The 20,204-nt window shown below is 60.7% G+C and carries 14 protein-coding genes and 2 tRNA genes; 15 read left to right on the top strand and 1 reads right to left on the bottom strand.

Annotation, left to right across the window (positions count from 1 at the left end; genetic code table 11):
- Positions 1-46 precede the first annotated feature (46 nt).
- The 12 genes from ACQRAQ_RS00325 to ACQRAQ_RS00270 all read left to right on the top strand — a co-directional run bounded on the left by ACQRAQ_RS00325 (position 47) and on the right by ACQRAQ_RS00270 (position 10,395).
- Complete coding sequence (locus ACQRAQ_RS00325; RefSeq protein ID WP_154516003.1) at positions 47-877, top strand: transketolase; 831 nt, start codon at positions 47-49, stop codon at positions 875-877.
- Position 878: 1 nt separating this feature from the next.
- Positions 879-1,820: a transketolase family protein gene (locus ACQRAQ_RS00320; protein ID WP_427793358.1), complete on the top strand. Its 942-nt coding sequence runs from the start codon at positions 879-881 to the stop codon at positions 1,818-1,820.
- A 450-nt stretch (positions 1,821-2,270) separates the two neighbouring features.
- Positions 2,271-3,488 carry a cell division ATP-binding protein FtsE gene (ftsE, locus tag ACQRAQ_RS00315; protein WP_427727416.1) on the top strand — a complete coding sequence of 406 codons (1,218 nt, stop codon included), beginning with the start codon at positions 2,271-2,273 and terminating at the stop codon, positions 3,486-3,488.
- Positions 3,475-4,395: a permease-like cell division protein FtsX gene (ftsX, locus tag ACQRAQ_RS00310; protein WP_154515997.1), complete on the top strand. Its 921-nt coding sequence runs from the start codon at positions 3,475-3,477 to the stop codon at positions 4,393-4,395. The genes ftsE and ftsX overlap by 14 nt, the downstream gene beginning before the upstream one ends.
- Before the next feature lie 268 nt (positions 4,396-4,663).
- The gene (locus tag ACQRAQ_RS00305; protein ID WP_427793356.1) at positions 4,664-6,799 is read left to right on the top strand and encodes a ribonuclease R family protein; all 2,136 of its coding nucleotides are present in this window, start codon (positions 4,664-4,666) and stop codon (positions 6,797-6,799) included.
- A 315-nt stretch (positions 6,800-7,114) separates the two neighbouring features.
- On the top strand, positions 7,115-7,474 hold the full coding sequence (locus ACQRAQ_RS00300; protein WP_427727422.1) for an arsenate reductase family protein: 360 nt from the start codon (positions 7,115-7,117) through the stop codon (positions 7,472-7,474).
- Positions 7,475-7,784: 310 nt separating this feature from the next.
- Positions 7,785-7,858, top strand: a tRNA-Gln gene (locus ACQRAQ_RS00295).
- 17 nt (positions 7,859-7,875) lie between these two features.
- Positions 7,876-7,952, top strand: a tRNA-Glu gene (locus tag ACQRAQ_RS00290).
- A 95-nt stretch (positions 7,953-8,047) separates the two neighbouring features.
- Positions 8,048-8,965 carry a hypothetical protein gene (locus ACQRAQ_RS00285; protein ID WP_427727424.1) on the top strand — a complete coding sequence of 306 codons (918 nt, stop codon included), beginning with the start codon at positions 8,048-8,050 and terminating at the stop codon, positions 8,963-8,965.
- Complete coding sequence (gene smpB, locus ACQRAQ_RS00280) at positions 8,955-9,425, top strand: SsrA-binding protein SmpB (RefSeq protein ID WP_006235325.1); 471 nt, start codon at positions 8,955-8,957, stop codon at positions 9,423-9,425. The genes ACQRAQ_RS00285 and smpB overlap by 11 nt, the downstream gene beginning before the upstream one ends.
- 232 nt (positions 9,426-9,657) lie before the next feature.
- Positions 9,658-10,161, top strand: coding sequence for a flavin reductase family protein (locus ACQRAQ_RS00275; RefSeq protein WP_427747711.1), 504 nt, complete (start codon positions 9,658-9,660; stop codon positions 10,159-10,161).
- A 90-nt stretch (positions 10,162-10,251) separates the two neighbouring features.
- Complete coding sequence (locus ACQRAQ_RS00270; RefSeq protein WP_035137395.1) at positions 10,252-10,395, top strand: rubredoxin-like domain-containing protein; 144 nt, start codon at positions 10,252-10,254, stop codon at positions 10,393-10,395.
- Positions 10,396-10,864: 469 nt separating this feature from the next.
- On the opposite strand, the gene ACQRAQ_RS00265 is transcribed toward ACQRAQ_RS00270, so the two are convergent.
- On the bottom strand, positions 10,865-12,121 hold the full coding sequence (locus ACQRAQ_RS00265; RefSeq protein ID WP_427717762.1) for an Nramp family divalent metal transporter: 1,257 nt from the start codon (positions 12,119-12,121) through the stop codon (positions 10,865-10,867).
- A gap of 523 nt (positions 12,122-12,644) precedes the next feature.
- Here ACQRAQ_RS00265 and gltB point away from each other — a divergent pair.
- The 3 genes from gltB to ACQRAQ_RS00250 all read left to right on the top strand — a co-directional run bounded on the left by gltB (position 12,645) and on the right by ACQRAQ_RS00250 (position 19,961).
- Complete coding sequence (gltB, locus tag ACQRAQ_RS00260) at positions 12,645-17,342, top strand: glutamate synthase large subunit (protein WP_427793354.1); 4,698 nt, start codon at positions 12,645-12,647, stop codon at positions 17,340-17,342.
- 5 nt (positions 17,343-17,347) lie between these two features.
- Positions 17,348-18,829 (top strand): glutamate synthase subunit beta, encoded by a 1,482-nt coding sequence (locus tag ACQRAQ_RS00255; protein WP_427793352.1) that lies wholly within the window; start codon positions 17,348-17,350, stop codon positions 18,827-18,829.
- Between the two features lie 424 nt (positions 18,830-19,253).
- A complete protein-coding gene (locus ACQRAQ_RS00250; protein ID WP_427793350.1) occupies positions 19,254-19,961 on the top strand; it encodes a hypothetical protein in 708 nt (235 codons plus the stop codon).
- The last annotated feature ends 243 nt before the right edge of the window (positions 19,962-20,204 follow it).

The following is a 20,204-nucleotide window of genomic DNA, read 5'->3' as shown; positions in this document are numbered from 1 at the left end:
TCTGCGCCGTGCGCATCTTGTCTAAAGAGGATGAAAGGAAGGCACAATGAGCGACGAAGAGCTCAAAAAGGTTGCCAATGAGGTAAGGAAGGGCATCGTCACCGGCGTGCACGCTGCCAAGTCCGGCCATCCGGGCGGTTCGCTCGGCTCTGCCGACATCATGACTTATCTGTACTTTGAGGAAATGAATGTCGACCCGGCCGATCCTCGCAAGGCCGACCGCGACCGCTTTGTGCTCTCCAAGGGCCATTGCGCTCCGGGTCTGTACGCCGTGCTCGCCGAGCGCGGATTCTTCCCCAAGGAGGACCTCGAGACGCTGCGCCATATCGGCAGCCACCTGCAGGGCCACCCCAACATGAACGACACCCCGGGCGTCGACATGTCCACCGGCTCGCTGGGCCAGGGCATCTCCGCCGCCGTGGGCATGGCCGTCGCCGCCAAGCACTGGGGCGATACTTACCGCACGTACGCCCTGCTGGGCGACGGCGAGAGCGAGGAGGGCCAGGTCTGGGAGGCCGCCATGTTTGCCGGCAATCAGCAGCTCGACAACCTCTGCGTGATCGTTGACCACAACGGCCTGCAGATTGACGGTCCCGTCGAGGAGGTCAACGATCCCATGCCGCTCGCCGACAAGTTCCGCGCCTTTAAGTTCCACGTGGTGGAGCTCGCCGACGGCAACGACTTCGGTCAGATTCGCGCCGCCTTTGCCGAGGCTCGCGCCACCAAGGGTCAGCCTACCGCCATTATCGCCGAGACCATGAAGGGCAAGGGCGTTTCCTTTATGGAGAACCAGGTTGGTTGGCACGGCAAGGCCCCCAACGATGAACAGTTTGAGCAGGCCATGGCAGAGCTCACGGCCGCCGGAGAGGAGCTCTAGGATGGCAGACGTCAAGAAAATCGCCACGCGTGTAAGCTACGGCGAGGCCCTCGTTGAGCTCGCTGCCGAGCACGACGACTTTGTGGTCCTCGACGCCGACCTGGCCGCCGCCACGCAGACCGGTAAGTTTAAGGCCGCCTGCCCCGACCGCTTCTTTGATGTGGGCATTGCCGAGAGCAACCTGATGGGTGTCGCCGCCGGTATCGCGACCACCGGTCGTACTGCCTTCGCGAGCACCTTTGCCATGTTTGCCGCCGGCCGCGCTTTTGAGCAGGTCCGTAACTCCATCGGCTATCCGCACCTCAACGTCAAGATCGGCGCCACGCACGCCGGTATTTCGGTGGGCGAGGACGGTGCCACGCACCAGTGCTGCGAGGATATCGCCCTTATGCGTGTTATCCCTGGCATGACCGTGATTGTCCCGGCCGACGACGTGGAGGCCCGCGCCGTGGTCCGCGCCGCCTACGAGTGCGACGGCCCCGTGTACATGCGCTTTGCCCGTTTGGCCTCGCCGGTCATCAACGACCCCGAGACCTACAAGTTCGAGCTGGGCCGCGGCATCGTCATGCGCGAGGGCGCCGATGTGACCATCATCGCCTGCGGCCTGATGGTTGGCGAGGCTCTCGAGGCTGCCGAGCAGCTCGCTGCCGAGGGCATCGACGCCGAGGTCATCAACATGCACACCATTAAGCCCATCGACGCCGATCTGATCGTCAAGAGCGCCGCCAAGACCGGCCACGTCGTGACCGTCGAGGAGCACTCCGTGATCGGCGGCCTGGGCAGCGCCGTTGCCGACGTGCTCTGCGAGCAGTGCCCGACGCCGCTCAAGAAGATTGGCGTCAACGATACCTTTGGCGAGTCCGGCCCGGGCGCCGAGCTCCTGCACAAGTACGGCCTGGATGCCGCCAACATCGTGGCAACCACCAAGGAGTTCTTGGCCTAGGGCAAGACGAGGCAAAGTATCGCTTTAGCAACCGTAAGCAAGCCAGAACAGGGGCGCCCCCAAAGAGGGCGCCCCTGTTTTTGTCGGCAACAAACAAATCAGGCCCGCACCAAGCAAGGGCTTCCTCCGGGAAGCGGACCCAGACCAACAAAGTGCAACTCAGCCCTTCCAACTTTGTATATGCAGCACCCCAAGAAAAACGCGGCGACTCCTTAGTAGCCGCAGGCCGCGCACAGGGCTACCTCCCAAATCATTCCGCAGGACGGAGGAGTCCCCGCAGCGCGAAGCGCGCAGCGGGGACTCCGACATGTCCGAGGACGATTTGGGAGGTAGCCCTGTGCGCGGCCGGTGAGACCAAAACCCTGCCATGCTTCTTATGTGCAGTGAAGCTAATGCTGCTAAAATACAAAGCGCTCATGTAGTTTAAACGCACGATGATAAGGAGCACCAGTGGGTAACCACTTCCGTACCTCCGGTGCGGGCGATGAGGCCCCCAAGACACGGCAAGGTGTCCCGGGCACACGTTTCGCCACTCCGGATTCAGAGGGCCAGCATATTGCCCAGGCCCCCGCACAGCCGGCAGATCAGGCACGGCCGGCATCCGATCCCTTTGCCTACAATCCCACCAGCGATGTCGAGCTTTCTGCCGCTGCGGGCTTTGAGCCCGTCCAAAAGGTGACTGCTCGCGTGAACCAGCCTCAGACGTCAGCCGAGCCTCAGCCGACCATGGCGGGCATTCCCGATCCCATGGTTCCTGCTACGCCCGTGCCGCAGCCGGCGCAGTCCGGCCTCTTTGCCGGCATTCCCGATCCTACGCAGCCCGCTGCGCCCATGGTCGAGAATGATCAGGCTGCCGAGGTCGCAAGTCTTGACAACGCGCTCAACAACCCCGATTTTACGTCGGTGTTCGCGCCTATCGATCCGCAGGCAAGTCGCAAGAAGATGGCCAAGCAGGCCGGTGTCGAGCCCGTCATTCTGATGGAACATGTCACCAAGATCTACCCGGCACAGCCCAACAAGCCCGCACTCGACGACATCAACATCGAGATCTATCCGGGTGAGTTCGTCTTCTTGGTCGGTCATTCCGGATCGGGTAAGACCACGCTGCTTTCCACGCTCAACCGTGATGTCAGGCCTACGAGCGGTCGCATTTTGGTCGCCGGTCAGGATCTCATGAAAATCAAGAACCGCAAGGTTCCCTTCCTGCGCCGCCAGATTGGCGCCGTGTTCCAGGACTTTAAGCTTCTGCCGCAAAAGACCGCCTATGAAAACGTGGCGTTTGCCCTGCAGTGCATAGGCAAGCCCAAGGGCGTCATTCGCAGCCAGGTGCCCGAGGTACTGCGTCTGGTCGGTTTGGCCGATCAGATGGACTCGCTGCCCGATCAGCTTTCCGGCGGCGAGCAACAGCGCGTGGCCGTCGCCCGCGCCATGGTCAACCGTCCGCCGCTGCTGATTTGCGACGAGCCAACGGGCAACCTCGACCCGGCAATTTCGCTCGGCATCATGAAGCTGCTCGAGCGCATTAACCGCACCGGCACGACCGTGATCGTGGCTACCCACGATCGCGAGATGGTCGATAGTATGCATCGTCGCGTGATCGCCCTCGAGGGCGGCCACGTAATCCGCGACCAGGAGAGGGGAGGTTACGGCAACTATGGCACCAACTAACGTGGGCTATTCGCTCAAAGAGGCAATGAGCCACTTCTTCCGTAACTGGACCACCTCGCTCGGCGCCGTCATCACGATTTTCCTTTCGCTGTTTATCATCGGCCTGTTCATCATGGGTTCCGCGATGCTGAACTCCGTGATCGGCACCGTTGAGGACCAGGTTGTTATCAACGCGTTTATTAGCGATGACGCCGACCAGGCCGACGTCCAGGCTTTCGAGAGTGAGCTCAAGACGTGGAACAACGTTAAGTCCGTGACCTATAAGGACAAGGACGACGCGCTGGCCGAGTACACGAGCAAGATGTCGGGTAACGCCGACGCCACTCTGAGCGCACTTGATGGCCAGAATCCGCTGCCTGCTTCGTTCGCGATCGAGATGGACGATCCGTCCCAGGTCGAGAGCACGGCCAAGAAGCTCAAGAAGAACTCCGATTTCCAGAAGATCGCGGATGACGGTGACGTCGATGCGAGCGTTCTGTACGGTCAGGAGGAAGTGAGCCGCCTGTTCCAGGTGACGAACTACATCCGCATCGCTGCCGTTGTGCTTGTTGGTTTGCTGACGTTTATCGCGTTCATCTTTATCAACAACACGATTCGCCTGTCGATTACGGCTCGCCGCCGCGAGATTGCTATCATGCGCTTGGTGGGCGCCAGCAATGGCTTTATTCGCGGTCCGTTTATCACCGAGGGCGTGCTGCAGGCCGTTTTGGGCTCGCTGCTTTCCATCGGTGTTTTGGAGCTGCTTCGCAACCTGTTGGTTCCGCGTCTTCAGGAGAGCATTGGCTGGATGTCGTTTGCGCTGCCGATGCAATACTACCTGGTGACGTATGCCGCACTGATTCTGGTCGGCGTGATCATCGGTCTCTTTGGTTCCGCCATTGCCATGCGTCGCTACCTGCGCGTGTAGACACAGCTGGAATTAGTTTTGCTAACGGGCCGTCCCGCTCTGGGGCGGCCCGTTTTTTGATTCCCGTGCGACGGAGGAAAAGGGCTCACCGGCAGTTCGGCTTGTCTCGATAATTCGATTTTCTCCGTCACATAGGGATCATGACGCGAGGTGCGTGCCCCGTTGTTGATTGGGTAGACTCTTTGATGCGTGCGGTTTAGGCCTGCACGGTGTTTTGACATGATGCGGTTGCGCCTGCGGGCCCCGCAACAGATAGTAAGGAGGCGCCATGGGGCGCAATAACAAACATAAGCGTAGCGCTCGCAACAAGCGCGCGCCGGTGCGTAGCGAGCGGCGTCCCAGCCTGACGGGCCGTGTGCAGCTCCATGAGCACAGCGCCTATGTTGTCACCGATAATGGCGACTATAAGGTTATGGGTCGCGGCAAGCGCGAGATTATGGACGGCGACATCGTGGCCGTGAGCATTAAGACCGGACCGCGCGGCGATCGCCGTGCCGTGATCGAGGGCGTTGTCGAGCGCGCGGCCATAAGCGTGGTGGGCACGTATCAGACGGCAGGCCCCCTCGGTGTGATCGAGCCGCTTGATTCGCGTCTCAAGGCCGATTTCTTTATTTTGCCCGAGGATACTTCGGCGGAGCGTTTGGGCGTGCATCCGGGCGATGCAGTCGTCGCACGCATTTTGACCTATCCGACACGCCTGGAATCGGGCACCGTGACTCTTGAGCGCCGCATTGGCGGCGACGATGCGCCCGACTTGGGCGTTCAATATGTCATGGCTCGTTACGGCTATACCGATAGTTATCCCGAGACCGCCCTTGCCGAGGCCGAGGAGCTATCGCTCGACGTGGCGACAGCTCTTAAGGACCCACTTCGCCGTGATCTGCGCGACCGTTTTATCATCACGATCGATCCGGTCGACGCGCGCGACTTTGACGACGCCATCTCTTTGGAGCGCACGACGCAGGGCGGCTACAAGCTGGGTGTCCATATCGCCGATGTATCGCATTATGTGGCCTGGGACGGACACATCGACCTAGAGGCTCGCCATCGCACGACGTCGGTGTACCTTGCCGATCGCGTGCTTCCCATGTTGCCCGAGCGCCTGTCGAATGACCTGTGTTCCTTGCGCCCCGACGAGGATCGCCTGGCGTTTACCGTCGACATCGAGCTCGATGCGCAGGGGCACGTCCGCCACTACGATCCGTATCCTAGCGTGATTCGCTCGCGCGTGCGCATGGACTATGACGGTGCCGAGGCACTGCTGGTGCGTGCCGGTGCGGTGGAGTACTCCGTGTTGGAAGGTGCCGCCGAGGATGTTGCTGCAGCCGAGGCGTCGCGCGAGGAGGCGCTTGAGCGCGGTTTGACTTGCGAAGAGACTGCCCGCGACTACGACGTGGATCTGAGCGATTTCCTAGTTGCTGCCAACGAGCTTGCCGAGCGACGCCGTCGCATTCGCCGTGCGCGCGGCTCGGTCGACTTTGACACGGCGGAGATTCGCGCTTTGCTGGACGAGGACGGCATTCCCGTGCAGATCGTGGCCCGCGAGCGCTCGTGTGCCACGTCGCTCATCGAGGAAGCTATGCTGCTTGCCAACGAGTGCGTTGCCGAGTGGCTGGCAGACCGCGATATTGAGGCATGCTATCGCGTGCATGAGGATCCCAGCCCCGACAGCTTGCACGGGGCCGCTGTGGCGCTGGCGCAGCTGGGTATCATCGACGATCGCCGCGCGGCCGGCATTGCCCTGGGAAGTCCCGATGAGCTGCAGGCGGCGGTTGACGCTGCCGCTGGCACGGCAAATGCCCCGCTTGTCAACACGTTGCTATTGCGCAGTATGCAGCGCGCGCTGTACAAGCCGCGCAACGAGGGCCACTTTGCGCTCGCCGCGCCGTGCTACTGCCACTTTACGAGCCCTATCCGACGCTATCCGGACCTTGTTGTCCATCGCGTGCTCAAATTGCAGCTGGCGTATGAGCAGCTGGGCGGCAAGGATGCCTTGGTGCGCACGCCGCGGCTGATCGGCAGGGGTCGCGAGTCGCTGCCGCGCATCTTGCCGCAGATTTGCCGTGCATGCAGCGATGCCGAGCGTGCGGCCGACGCCGCCAGCCATGCGACGCAAAAGATTAAGATTGCCCAGTATTACGAGGATCGTCTGGGCGAGCGCTATGCCGGAACCATTTCGTGGGTCAGCAGCATGGGCTTCTTTGTGCGCCTCGACCTGACACAGGTCGAGGGCTTGGTCTCGATTAAGAGTTTGGGAAGCGAGTGGTTCGAGTTTGACGAGGACGCGCTCACGTTGACGGGTGCCGACACGGGGCGCCGTTTTGAGTTGGGGCAACGCGTGATCATCGAGGTCTCGCGTGTCAACACGACCCGCGGGCACTTGGACTTTAAGCTCATCCATTAGTTTGACCAGAAAAAACTTGGTTGGCGACCGGGTGCATAAGATTTTTGTTCCCGGCAGGCACTTCGACATTATTGACCTGGGTTTCGATGCTGCGGGCGATGTCACCGCTATCGTGCTGGTGCTGCTGGTGGCCGCGTTGGCGCGTTATGCCACTCGTCCCATCGGCGCCCATGCAAGACGTGTCTGGATACCCAAGATACTACCGGCATCGTTGGATACTCTTTATGGCAACCGGTTACAATGTCAACTGTCGATACGCGCCATCGACGCTTCGGCGCTTACCCAGACATGCGTCTTTACGAAGAGGAGATTCCTGTGGCAGTGCTATTTGTTGAGTATCCCAAGTGCTCTACCTGTAAAAAGGCTAAGGCATGGCTGGATGAGCACGGGGTTGAGTATATCGATCGCGATATCGTAGCGGATAACCCAACAGCCGAGGAGCTTTCCGCGTGGGTTGCGCGGTCGGGATTGCCGGTGCGACGCTTCTTTAACTCGTCGGGCATGAAATATCGAGAGCTTGGTCTGAAAGCGCGCCTGGATGCGGGTATGACGGACCAGGAATGCTGCGAGCTGCTGGCGACTGACGGCATGCTGGTTAAGCGCCCGCTGCTGGTGGGCGACGACTTTGCGATCCCCGGCTTTAGGGAAGCGGCTTGGACCGAGGCATTGCTGTAGCGACTGCGGGGAAGCTGTATCCCGTTTTGGATGCCGATTTTGGGATACAGTTTTCGCTGACAGGCTTGCTCCGGTCAGTTTTTGAACCGCGGCCACCCGTGCGGGCCGAAGAGCTATGCGTGCTTGTCGAAGTATCGCTTCGCCATCCTTTGTCCATAAGGGGCAGATGTGTCGCTTCACAGGTCCTTCACGGGTTGGCTAAAATCAGGCCAATTTTAAAAAAGTCAAAATAAAGACTTGCGTCATCGCGATGCTTCCCGTATATTTCTTTCTTGCGCAAAGGCACAGCCGAGCGCAGCGATGCAGTCATTGGGATGTCGTCTAATGGCAGGACAGCGGATTCTGGTTCCGTCAATGGGGGTTCGACTCCCTCCATCCCAGCCATTGCATTTGCTACATATGGCCCGTTCGTCTAGCGGTTTAGGACGCCGCCCTCTCAAGGCGGAGATCACCAGTTCGAATCTGGTACGGGCTACCAAAAATTGAATGCCCGGGCCTCGCAAGAGACCCGGGTTTTGTGTATACACCGCATGTGTGGAATGAGCCGCGTTTCACCTGGACCGAGGAGTTGCCATGGACCTGCCCATCAGCCTACAAGACATTACGTATGCCGAGAATTACCTGGCGCAGGGAGACCTGGCCACGGCGACGCCGCTGCTGGAGCGTTTGGTGGAGCTCGCCGAGGAGTATATCGATGCCGAGTGCAAAACGGAGGAGAACCGCCAGTACTTTAGCTTCGATAGCAAGTTTGAGCGCCTGGCCTACCGCCGCGTGGAAAAGGATCCACGCGAGCTGGTGCAGGTCGAGGTGCCGTTTGACCGCCTGTACTCCGACATGGCGTTTGCCTACATCCGTCAGCAGGATTATGTGAGCGCTCGCAATGCCTTGATGCAGGCCGTGCGCTGGGACCCCATGAACTGCAACTACCGACTGGATCTGGCCGAGCTGTTCCGTGCGCTCGAGGACAAGCAGGAGTGGGCTTCGCTTTCGTTTTCGGTGCTGGAGCGTGCGAGTGACGGCAGGTGCGCCGCCCGCGCCTACGCCAACTTGGGCCAGTACTTTTTGGAGCCCGAGACCGAGAACGTCTCGGCGGCCGTGGGTTGCGCACGTCTGGCGCTGCGCTTGGCCCCTGGCGATTCACATACGACGCGCTTGCTCAGCAAGATCCATGCCACCTATCCGGATGCCGCCGACGAGAGTGATGAGCATGTGATGGGCGAGCTGGCGTTGCAGGGCGTACCGACCTCGCCTTCGGCCGAGATTGCCATTTGTCTGATTATGTGTGCGACCGACGCTGCGGGCGACGGTGACAAGCAGGAGGCTACACGCCTGACGGTCCGTGCCCGCGACCTGGTGGGCGAGGAGGCATGCGCGGCGATCATTAAGCTGGTGCGCGAAAGCGATGCCGAGCTCAACGCCGAGCGCAAGGCCAAACGCGAGGCCGCGAGCGGGAAAGCCGATGACGCCGAGGAGGCCGGCGATGCCCAGTAAGCGCGAGCGCAAGCTCATCTCCAAGAATCGTTCGGCGCATCACGAATACTTTATCGACGAGACCTTTGAGTGCGGCATTGAGTTGAGCGGTACCGAGGTCAAGTCGATTCGCGAGCGCGCCTGTCAGATTACCGATACTTTTGCGCTGATTCGCGGCGGCGAGTGCTGGCTGGTGGGTTTGCACATCCATCCCTATAGTCACGGTGGCGTGTGGAACCGTGATCCCGATCGCCGGCGCCGTCTGCTGCTGCATCGCAAGGAGATTGATTTTCTTGACGGCAAACTGCGCAACCGCGGCTATGCACTGGTGCCGCTCGAGCTCTACTTTAATACCGATGGTCGCGTTAAGCTGCTGTTGGGCCTGGGCCGTGGCAAAAAGCTCTACGACAAACGCGAGGACATGGCCAAACGTGACGTTCAGCGCGAAATCGATCGCGCGCTTAAGGAGCGTAATCGCTAAGGGTTGATATCCGGGCGGGCGGGGATGTTCATCCATCACTGTTGTCGTACTCCCGGTCTGCTCCTCGCAAGTTGCGGTGGAATAGTTCCTGTTTGTTGGGTATCCAGGCTTAAACAGGGACTTTTTCACCGCAACTGCGTGTGGCTCATTTTTCTTACCGTTCTGACACATATGTCTCATTGTGGGTATATACGTCTGCAAGGCTCAATTCCGAGTTAGGGGAGTGATCGTTTTGGATAAAGCTGCGTTCTTTACGATGCCGTGCGGGCTGTATGTGGTGAGTGCCGCGGCAGATGGATCGCGCGCCGGCTGTATTATCAACACCGCAGTGCAGGTGACGTCCACGCCGCCGCGCATTTCGGTTGCCGTGAACAAGGAAAATGTCACGTCTGGCGTTATCTCGTCTGCCAAGGCCTTTGCGCTGACCGTGATCGATCAGACGGCCGATATGCCCTACATTGGTAACTTTGGATTCCGTACCAGCAGCAACTATGACAAATTTGCCAAGTACGAGACGCGCGAGACCGCACTGGGCATGCCCTATGTTCCCGAGCATGCGGCAGCCTTGTTTAGCTGCCGTTTGATCGACACAGTGGATGTGGGCACGCATCTACTGTTTATCGGCGAGGTCGAGGATGCCGAGCGCCTGAGCGACGAGACGCCGCTCACCTACGATTACTACCATAAGGTCCTGAAGGGCAAGACGCCGCCCAAGGCGTCTTCGTACCAAGGGTAGAAATGCGGTAAAACCGCTTGCATTATATTATTAAGAATATATACTAATTAAGCAAAGTACACCAGCAGCCACGTTCGAGAGGAGAACATCATGGCCGAGGAAAAGAAGACGTACAAGTTCGTGTGCACCGTTTGCGGTTACGAGGTAGAGGTCGACACGCCCGAACTGCCCGAGGATTACGTGTGCCCGGTGTGTGGCGTCGGTCCCGATCAGTTTGAGCTCGTCGAGGAGTAGTTCGTAGAAACACGACTTGCAGCAACATGTAGCTCTGTCCAAGGGCCCCGGTCGGATATCCCGGCCGGGGCCCTTTTCCTCCGTCCCCAAGGGATCACGGCTGCTATTAGCCGATCCTGTCTGTTGTGAGTCCGGCCGACCTTTTGTTTTAACCTGCAACATCTAACGGCTCAAAACGGGTCTTCCTGTTACAGAACGAGACAAACCAAAACCATCATTCTCAAAATCTCAATCTATAACATTTAGGCACGTAAAACCCCTCTACTTGTTACAGATCGAGACAAAAGGTTGGGGCTGAAGAAATATCTCGATCTGTAACATCTGGGCGCGGAAATTGGGTCCACTTGTTACAGATCGAGACAAACTGAAACTATCTCTCAGAAAATCTCAATCTGTAACATCTAAGGGCTCAAAGCGGCCTCATGTGTTACAGATTGAGACGTTATATCTGGACAGTCACGCCATCCCATTACATCCCCGTTAGCAGCACGATGTCGAGAATCGTCACGATGACACCGATCCCTACGAGCAACGCGTTGAGCGGGCGCGAGTTGGCGTATTTGCCCATGACGCGGGGCGAGCTGGTGAGTCGTATGAGCACAAAGACCGTAATCGGCAGCTGAAGCGACAACAGTGCCTGACTCCAAATGAGACCCTCAAAAGGATTCGGGACGATCAGGCACGCCGCCACTGCGCCGACGAAACAGGCCGCCACTCCGATCGAGGAATGTCGGTCGTGGATGTCGTATTCCTCGTCGAATATGCCCGCGGTGATGGTGCCCGCCGCCATGCCCGCCGTCACGCTACTCGATATGCCCGCAAACAGCAGTGCCACCGCAAAGATGGTCGAGCTTGCCGGGCCCAGAATGGGGGAGAGCGTGGCCGCTGCGACGGCGAGGTCGTCTACGACAATGCCGTGCGCAAAGAAGGTCGTTGCGGCCAGGATGACCATGGCCGAGTTGATTGCCCAGCCCACACCCATCGAAAAGAGCGTGTCGAAGAGCTCGTAGTGCAGGCGTTCTTCGATAACCTGCTCGCCTTGGCCTTCGAAGTGCATGGATTGGATGACCTCGGAGTGCAGGAAGAGGTTGTGGGGCATAACGACCGCGCCTAGGACACTTACGATAATCGCGACTGAGCCGGTGGGCATACTGGGTGTAATCCAGCTTGTGGCGGCTTGCGGCCAGTCGACCTTGACCAGCAGAAGCTCGGCTAAAAACGAAAGTCCCACCACGCCCACGAAGGCGATGATCCAGCGTTCGGCGCGTTTGTAGGAGCTTGTCATGAGCATGACAATCGATGCCGCCGCCACGATGATGCAGCCGGCACGTACGGGCAGGCCAAAGAGCATTTGAAGTGCGATCGCACCGCCCAGGACTTCGGCCATGGCGGTGGCGACCGTGGCTAGATACGCGCTGCCGAGTATCGCACGCCCGACGAGGCGGGGCAGGTGGCGCGTCGTGGCCTCGGCAAGACACATGCCCGTGGCGATGCCCAAGTGAGCCGCGTTGTGTTGCAGCACGATGAGCATGATCGTGGACAGCGTGACGATCCACAGCAGCGCGTAGCCAAACTGCGAGCCGGCGGCCATATTGGAGGCCCAATTGCCCGGGTCGATAAAGCCGACGGTCACGAGCAGCCCGGGGCCGATATGCCGTGCGATGTCGAGTCCGCCGTGGCCGCCGGTGCGCGGGGAGCCAAAGTGATGTTTGAGATGGTCGATCATGGTGCACTCCTGCGTGCCGTTTGTTTGACGCCGCAAAGGATACCCGTTTTAGGCTCGAAATCTGACCATGACTAACAAAATTGTTGTATTTGAATAGGATGGTAAAAGGGGGTTGCCGAAATGTCTTGATCTGTAACAACTAGGGATGGAAATTGGGCCTAGGTGTTACAGATCGAGACAGGAAGAAATGGTCCTATGGATAATCTCGATCCGTAACAGCTGACCGCCAAAACCGGCCCCTCGTGTTACAGATTGAGACATTCGTAACCGTCTCTCGAGAACATCTCAATCTGTAACAGTTAGTCGTCGAAATTGGGTCTTCCTGTTACAGATTGAGATGTTTGAAGCGGTGAGCTTACAGGCCGAACCTGGGGCCCTTGTTCTTGCCCTTGAGGTCGGCGGTGTCCACTCGTAGGGCGTGCGTTACGCAATTGTTTCGAAACGGGCGGGAAACACAATGGGTCGGCGATGCTTCTAGTATGCCTATTCAACTGACTGTCTAAATATCTAGGGGAGGATCGCGATGCAGGCAGATTCCGCTCAGCAGCAGGGCCTTTATCGCCCCGAATTCGACCACGATGCATGTGGCATCGGCGCTCTTGCCGATATCAACGGTGAGCGCCACCACCAGATTCTGGACGATGCGCTGTCCATTCTGGTCAACTTGGAGCACCGCGGTGGCACGGGACTCGAGAAGAATACCGGCGACGGCGCCGGCATCCTGTTCCAGGTTCCGCATCACTTTTTCCGCAAAGAGGCTCAAAAGTGCGGCCAGATTCTGCCGGCAGAGGGCGACTATGGCGTGGCCATGCTGTTCTTCCCGCAGGACGACAAGGGCGTAGAGGATGCCCGCCGCGTGTTTGAGGAAGGCTGTGCCGAGGCCGGCGTGCCGCTGCTCTTTTGGCGCGAGGTGCCGGTCGACCCTCACGATCTGGGCGAGACGGCCCGCGCCTGCATGCCCACCATCCTGCAGGCCTTCCTGGGCCGTCCGGACGACACGCCCGCCGGCGATGCCTTTGAGCGTCGCCTGTACGTGTGCCGCCGTACCATCGAAAAGAAGGCCGACGCCGAGTTTGCCCTGCGCGACAAGATCTTCTATGTGTGCTCCATGAGCTCGCGCACCATCGTGTACAAGGGCATGCTGGTCGCCACGCAGATGCGCCGCTTCTTTATCGATCTCAACGACGCCGCCGTCAAGACGGCCGTGGCGCTCGTCCACTCGCGCTACTCCACCAACACCACACCTAGCTGGGAGCGCGCACATCCCAACCGCTTTATTATCCACAACGGCGAGATCAACACCCTCAAGGGCAACGTCAACTGGATTCGCGCCCGCGAACCTAACCTGTACAGTCCCGTGCTGCAGCATGATCTTGAGCGTGTGATGCCCATCATCAACCGCGAGGGTTCCGACTCCGCGATTCTGGATAATGTACTCGAGTTTTTGGTCATGAACGGCCGTCCGCTCACGCGTGCCGCGTCCATGTTGCTGCCCGAGCCGTGGGACCACAACGACAACCTGAGCGAGGAGCGTCGCGCCTACGATGCCTACCAGTCCATGCTCATGGAGCCCTGGGACGGCCCGGCGGCCATCGCCTTTACCGACGGCCGTACGCTGGGTGCCGCCCTCGACCGCAACGGCCTGCGCCCGGCTCGCTACTACGTGACGCGCGACGGCCGCTTTATGCTGGCAAGCGAGGTGGGCACCATCGAGGTGCGCCCCGAGAATATCCTGACAAGCGGTTGTTTGGGACCGGGCCAGATGCTCGAGGTCGATTTTGCCCGCGGCCGTGTGATCTACAATGATGAGCTGCGCGCCCGCTATGCCAAGGAAAAGCCCTACCGCGATTGGATTGCCGAAGAGACGCTGACCGTTGACGCGCTCGACAAGCCCGCCGCGGCAACGCCCGCCGAGGATGCCGAGGTGCCTGCCGCCGTGCGTATGGCCAAGCTCGGCTACCACTGGGATGATGTTGACGAGGTCGTGCGCCCCATGGCCCAGCAGGGCAAGGCCCCGCTCGCCTCGATGGGTATCGATGCGCCGCTGGCCTGCCTGTCCAAGAAGACGCGCTCGTTCTTTGACTACTTCTATCAACTGTTCGCCCAGGTCACGAACCCGCCGATCGACGCCCTGCGCGAGCATATGGTCACCTCGACCACGCTCTACCTGGGCAACCACGGCAACCTGCTCGAGGACTCTCGTACGGCCTGCCAACTGGTGCGTCTGGAGCGCCCGCTGCTGAGCGAGGAGGAGTTCGACCGCATTTGCGCGATTGACCGTGTTGGCTTTAAGACCCGCCGTTTCCGTGCCGTTTACCGCCGCGATGCCGGCGAGGGCGCGCTGCAGGCTGCGCTCAAGCAGCTTGCAGAGGACGTTGAGGCTGCGGTCCGCGACGGCGTGAACATCGTGGTGTTGAGCGATCGCGCCGGAGCGGACGAGGTACCCGTGCCGTCGCTGCTCGCCGTGGGCTGCGTGCACAACCACCTGATCCGCGCCGGCGTGCGTACCTTTGCCGACATCGTGGTGGAGTGTGGCGACGCCGTGTCTCCGCACGACTTTGCGGCGCTGGTGGGCTACTCCGCGAGCGGCATCTATCCGTACAACGCGCATGCGTGCATTCGCGACTTGGCGGCGCACGGCGATCTGGACGTGACAGCCGAGCAGGGCATCGCCAACTACAATAAGGCTGCGACCGCCGGCATCGTTTCCATCATGTCCAAGATGGGCATCTCCACGGTGCAGAGCTACCATTCGGCGCAGATCTTCGAGGCCGTGGGCTTTACGCCGGAGTTCGTCAACGCGTACTTCGCCGGCACGGTGAGCCGTGTGGGCGGTATGGGTGTCGAGGATGTTGAGCGCGAGCAAAACGAGCGCTACGACGCCGCGCTCGCTATCCTTAAGAGCCCGGCTCCCGATCAGCTGCCCACGCTGGGTCTGACCAAGTGGCGCCCGCTCAGCGGCGAGGATCACCTTATCGATCCGCAGACTGTCTACTTACTGCAGACCGCCTGTCGTGAGGACAGCTACGATACCTTTAAGGAGTACAGCGCCCGCCTGCACCGCACCGGCCGTGCCGTGCGCCTGCGTGACTTGCTCGACTTTAATGCCAACGGCCGCACGCCGGTTTCGCTCGACGAGGTGGAGCCCGCGCGCAACATCGTCCGCCGCTTTAACACCGGTGCCATGTCGTACGGTTCTATCAGCAAAGAGGCGCACGAGTGCATGGCCATCGCCATGAACCGCCTGCATGGACGCTCTAACTCGGGCGAGGGCGGCGAGGATCCGCGTCGCGAGACCCCGCTGGCTAACGGTGACTCCAAGAACTCCGCCATCAAGCAGGTGGCAAGTGCGCGCTTTGGCGTAACGAGCCGCTACCTGTGCAGCGCCTTCGAGATTCAGATCAAGATGGCCCAGGGCGCCAAGCCCGGCGAGGGTGGCCACCTGCCCGGTAAGAAGGTCTACCCCTGGATCGCCGAGGTCCGTCAGTCCACGCCCGGCATCGGCCTGATCTCGCCTCCGCCGCACCACGACATCTACTCCATCGAGGACCTGGCAGAGCTGATCTTTGATCTTAAGAACGCCAACCCCGGTGCGCGCGTGTCGGTCAAGCTGGTCAGCGAGGCCGGCGTCGGCACCATCGCCACCGGTGTGGCCAAGGGTGCCGCCGACAAGATCTTGATCAGCGGCCACAATGGCGGCTCGGGTGCCGCGGCGCGCGATTCCATTTGGCACGCCGGCCTGCCGCTGGAGCTCGGCCTTGCCGAGGCTCAGCAGACGTTGCTGCAAAACGGCCTGCGCTCCCGCGTGGTGCTCGAGGCCGACGGCAAGCTCATGGATGGCACCGATGTTGCCGTCGCCTGCCTGCTGGGCGCCGAGGAGTTTGGCTTTGCGACCATGCCGCTCATCTCCATGGGCTGCCTCATGCAGCGCGACTGCCAGCAGGATACCTGCCCGGCCGGCATCGCCACGCAAAACTGTCGCCTGCGTCGCGGCTTCCGCGGCAAGCCCGAGCACGTTGAGCACTTTATGCTCTTTGTTGCCGAGCAGCTGCGTGAGGTCATGGCGAGCCTGGGCTTCCGCACCGTCGACGAGATGGTCGGCCATCCCGAGTGCCTGCGCCAGATCGAGGTACCGGGCAACCGCAAGGCCAACCTGCTTGATCTGTCGCCCGTGCTGGCGAGCGCGACCTGCGAGTTCGGTGCCCATATCCCGGGCGCCGACGGTCGCCACTTCCTGCCGCAGATGGCTGCGGACAGCGAGCTCGACAAGACGCTCGACTCCACGTTGTTTGTGCCCTATACGGCCGATGCCCGTGCGCACCTGCGCCCGATTCGGTTCCGCGCCGATATCGCCAACGTCAACCGTTGCGTGGGCACCATCCTGGGCAATGCGGTGACCAAGGCGCATCCCGAGGGCCTGCCCGCCGGCTCCATCACCATCGATTGCGATGGTTCGGCCGGTCAGAGCTTTGGCGCCTTTCTGCCGCGCGGCATTACGCTCAACGTGTGCGGCGACGCCAACGACTACTTTGGCAAGGGCCTTTCGGGCGGCGAGGTGTCGGTGCGCCCCAACCCGCATGCGACCTACAAGTTCGACGAGAACATCATCGTGGGCAACGTGGCGTTCTTTGGTGCCACGAGCGGACGCGGCTTTATTAACGGCCTGGCAGGCCAGCGCTTTGGCGTGCGTAACTCCGGTGCCACTGTGGTGGTCGAGGGCTGCGGCAACCATGGCTGCGAGTACATGACGGGCGGCTTGGCGCTCATCTTGGGCGAGGTCGGGCAGAACTTCGCCGCCGGTATGACGGGTGGCGTGGCCTATGTCTTTGACCAGTACGGCACGCTCGAAGCCCGTGTGAACCACGAGAGCGTGGAACTCAAGGCCCCGACGGCTGGCGAGCTGGCGCAGATTCGCGCGCTCATCCAGGAGCACGTGGACGCGACGCAGAGCCCGCGCGGCATTAAGCTGCTCTACAGCTTCGACTCGATGAGTAAGCACTTTGTGAAGGTCATTCCGACCGAGTACGAGCGCGTGCTGGCGATTGTCGCTGCGGCCGAGGCCGTGGGCAAGACGCATGCGCAGGCCGAGGAGTTGGCGTTTGACATCGTGACCGGCCGCGCGAGCGCCGCGGATGTCGCTCGCTTTGATGTCGCGGGCGGTGCAGCGGGCACTGCGCCCGTGGCTGTCAGCTCTGTTGCTTCGACCAAGAAGGAGGCGTAAGTGCCATGGGTAAGCCCGGTGCTTTTCTTGATATCGATCGCGTGACCCACGAGCTGCGCCCCGTGGAGGAGCGCAGCCGCGATTTCGATCCGCTGTATGTGGAGCTCGACGACGATGCGCGCCGCGCCCAGGCGAGCCGCTGCATGATGTGCGGCGTGGCGTTTTGCCAGATGGGTGCGAGCTTTGGCAAGGCGCGTCCGAGTGGCTGTCCGCTGCACAACCTGATTCCCGAGTGGAACGAGCTGGTGTATCGCGGTCGCTGGGACGAGGCGGCCGAGCGCCTGTCGCTCACCTCGCCCATGCCCGAGTTTACGAGCCGCGTGTGCCCGGCACTGTGCGAGGCTGCGTGCAACCTGGGTTCGGTCGACGGCCAGCCCACAACGATTCACGATAACGAGCGCGCGATCAGCGACCACGAATGGGCAAACGGCGGCCCGCGTCGCTTTGAGCCGGCAGGGGAGGACGCGCCCTCGGTCGCCGTGGTTGGTTCTGGCCCGGCTGGCCTGGTGGCTGCATGGGAACTTGCGCGTCGCGGTGCCCGCGTGACGGTGTTTGAGCGCGACGACCGCCCAGGCGGTCTGCTCATGTACGGCATTCCCAACATGAAGCTCGAGAAGTCCGTGGTCGAGCGCCGCGTGGCGCTCATGCGCGAGCTGGGCATTGTCTTTGAGCTGGGTACTGACGTTACGAACCCTGCGGTGGCGGCCAAGCTCAATGGTTTTGACGCCGTTGTGGTGGCTGCCGGTGCTCGTACGCCCCGCGGTCTTTTGGCTACGAATGTGGATGCCCCGGGCGTGGTGTATGCCGTGGACTACCTGACGGCTTCGACCGTCTCGGTGCTCGATGGCGGTGAGCCCGCGGTGAACGCGCGCGGCCTGGACGTTGTGGTCATTGGCGGCGGCGATACCGGCAACGACTGCGTGGGTACCGCGGTGCGCCAGGGTGCACGCAGTGTGCGTCAGTTTGAGTTCTTGCCGTCCGCACCCGATAAGCGTGCGGCGAGCAACCCCTGGCCACAGTGGCCCAACGTTAAGAAGACCGACTACGGTCAGCAGGAGGCTATCGCTGCCATGGGCGGCGAGATGCGTGCCTGGGGCGTGGATACGCTCGAGGTGCTGCTGGACAAGAAGGGCGCTGCCGCGGGCCTGCGCGTGGTCGATCTGGACTGGTCGGCCGGCAAGCCCGAGCGCATTGCGGGCTCCGAGCACGAGGTGCCGGCCCAGCTGGTGCTGATCGCCTGTGGCTTTACGGGTCCGGAGCACGGCGTGTTCGACGCTGTTGACGTGCCTATTGCCACGGCGGGCCGTCCGTTGCCCGTGATGGCCTCCGAGGACTCGCATCTTGCGGCTCGCGTGGATGGCGTTGCCGCGGATGCCGCGCCGGTGTATGTGGCCGGCGATGCCCGCAACGGCAGCTCGCTCGTGGTGAGTGCCATGGCCGATGCCCTCGCCTGCGCAGCCGAGGTCGCCGAGGCGCTGGGGCTGTAAGACAATCACGGAGTTACTCAACAATCGAATCGGCAAGGGCTGTTCCCAACGGCCGGCATATAAGGAACGTCCCCAAGTGCCGGCAGCTGGGGACGTTCCTTACGTGCCGGCATCCGGGGACACTCCTTGCGGGTTTGCGAGTTTTTTGCTCGTTTGCCGACGTTTGGCTGCCTACCCGTTGGCGTTTGCGCTCGTTGCGCTCTGCTGTTTATGTGGCGGCTTTAGTTGTTTGCGGACAGCGGCGCGGGTGAATCGTCTAGTTCTACCCGCGATTTTGTGGCAATTTGTATAATCTGCAAGTATCCCGTCAAGTGCTTGGTCAGCATCTGGTTTGCAGCCCGATGCCCATTTCGCCCGTGATGGCGGCGACCACCCGCCCTCCTCGTAAGCTCAAATTGAGGTTTATCAGTTTGAGGAGGATGCCATGGCTGATCATGTTTTGGACCGGGGACGTCTGGCCGAGGCCGTCGGTGACGATATTGCCGGCATGGCCCAGTTTTGGATGCTGCGCAAGTTTCAGTTTTTGGAGGCGGCGCGTACACAGTTCGAAGTGATAGTCGATCCATGGCTCAGCTATTGCGAGGAGCCCTCGCAAAATGAAATCATGGCCTATAACATGGCATTTACCGATTGGCTGCTGTTCGAGCGTCCCTATTACCATGGCAAGACGCTGCTTGAGCTGTATGTTGACGAGCCGCCGGCGTCGCTTTCGCCTGTCTCGCTCAGACGGCTCGAGCAGGTGCGCGACACGCACTATTTCTCTCGCTTTGGCATTTTGGATAAGGATCCCGCGACCGGTATGGTCGCGCTGCGTGACACGCGTACCGACCGTCGCTTTGACGTCTACGATCCGCATATCGTGCAAAAGGAGCACTGGCGCGATGGCGCGATTGCGGTGCGCCTCGCGTGCGTCGACGATGTCTGGCTGACGGCGGGGCAGCTCTACCTCTACGACATTGCGCGCCTGAGCGATACGGCGGTCGACGGGCCTGGCGCCGTGCATCCTGAGGACCTAGAAGATGGCTTCGATACCTCGTGTATCAGCTTCTTCTTACGGCTGGTTCGCGACATCATGGGCGCCCAGGGGCGCTACGTAAAGTCACTCAACATCTACAATCAGGAATGGGAGTAGGGGATGGGCCTTCGCAGCGCCGCCCGTCTATTTGTCTCGGTCTGTAACGTTTAGGGACAAAAAACCGGTCTACCCGTTACAGATCGAGACGAATGCTTGGGCGTTGCTGGTTTGTCTAAATCTGTAACGTTTAGGGGTCTGGAGAACGCCTAACTGTTACAGATCGAGATGTTTGGCGCCTATCTGGGGAAATGTCTCAATCTGTAACATCTACAGGCCAAAATTCGACCTAACTGTTACAGA

It is taken from the genome of Collinsella sp. SGI.178 (genome assembly GCF_050313495.1).
In the GTDB taxonomy this organism is placed as follows: domain Bacteria; phylum Actinomycetota; class Coriobacteriia; order Coriobacteriales; family Coriobacteriaceae; genus Collinsella.
This window is presented reverse-complemented; position numbering and strand designations above follow the sequence as displayed.

What these genes read in the sequence shown, in the direction of transcription:
- ACQRAQ_RS00325 (WP_154516003.1), top strand. Translation starts at nt 47, where the DNA reads ATGAGCGACGAAGAGCTCAAAAAGGTTGCCAATGAGGTAAGGAAGGGC.
- ACQRAQ_RS00320 (WP_427793358.1), top strand. Translation starts at nt 879, where the DNA reads ATGGCAGACGTCAAGAAAATCGCCACGCGTGTAAGCTACGGCGAGGCC.
- ftsX (WP_154515997.1), top strand. Translation starts at nt 3,475, where the DNA reads ATGGCACCAACTAACGTGGGCTATTCGCTCAAAGAGGCAATGAGCCAC.
- ACQRAQ_RS00305 (WP_427793356.1), top strand. Translation starts at nt 4,664, where the DNA reads ATGGGGCGCAATAACAAACATAAGCGTAGCGCTCGCAACAAGCGCGCG.
- ACQRAQ_RS00285 (WP_427727424.1), top strand. Translation starts at nt 8,048, where the DNA reads ATGGACCTGCCCATCAGCCTACAAGACATTACGTATGCCGAGAATTAC.
- smpB (WP_006235325.1), top strand. Translation starts at nt 8,955, where the DNA reads ATGCCCAGTAAGCGCGAGCGCAAGCTCATCTCCAAGAATCGTTCGGCG.
- ACQRAQ_RS00270 (WP_035137395.1), top strand. Translation starts at nt 10,252, where the DNA reads ATGGCCGAGGAAAAGAAGACGTACAAGTTCGTGTGCACCGTTTGCGGT.
- ACQRAQ_RS00265 (WP_427717762.1), bottom strand. Translation starts at nt 12,121, where the DNA reads ATGATCGACCATCTCAAACATCACTTTGGCTCCCCGCGCACCGGCGGC.
- gltB (WP_427793354.1), top strand. Translation starts at nt 12,645, where the DNA reads ATGCAGGCAGATTCCGCTCAGCAGCAGGGCCTTTATCGCCCCGAATTC.
- ACQRAQ_RS00255 (WP_427793352.1), top strand. Translation starts at nt 17,348, where the DNA reads ATGGGTAAGCCCGGTGCTTTTCTTGATATCGATCGCGTGACCCACGAG.
- ACQRAQ_RS00250 (WP_427793350.1), top strand. Translation starts at nt 19,254, where the DNA reads ATGGCTGATCATGTTTTGGACCGGGGACGTCTGGCCGAGGCCGTCGGT.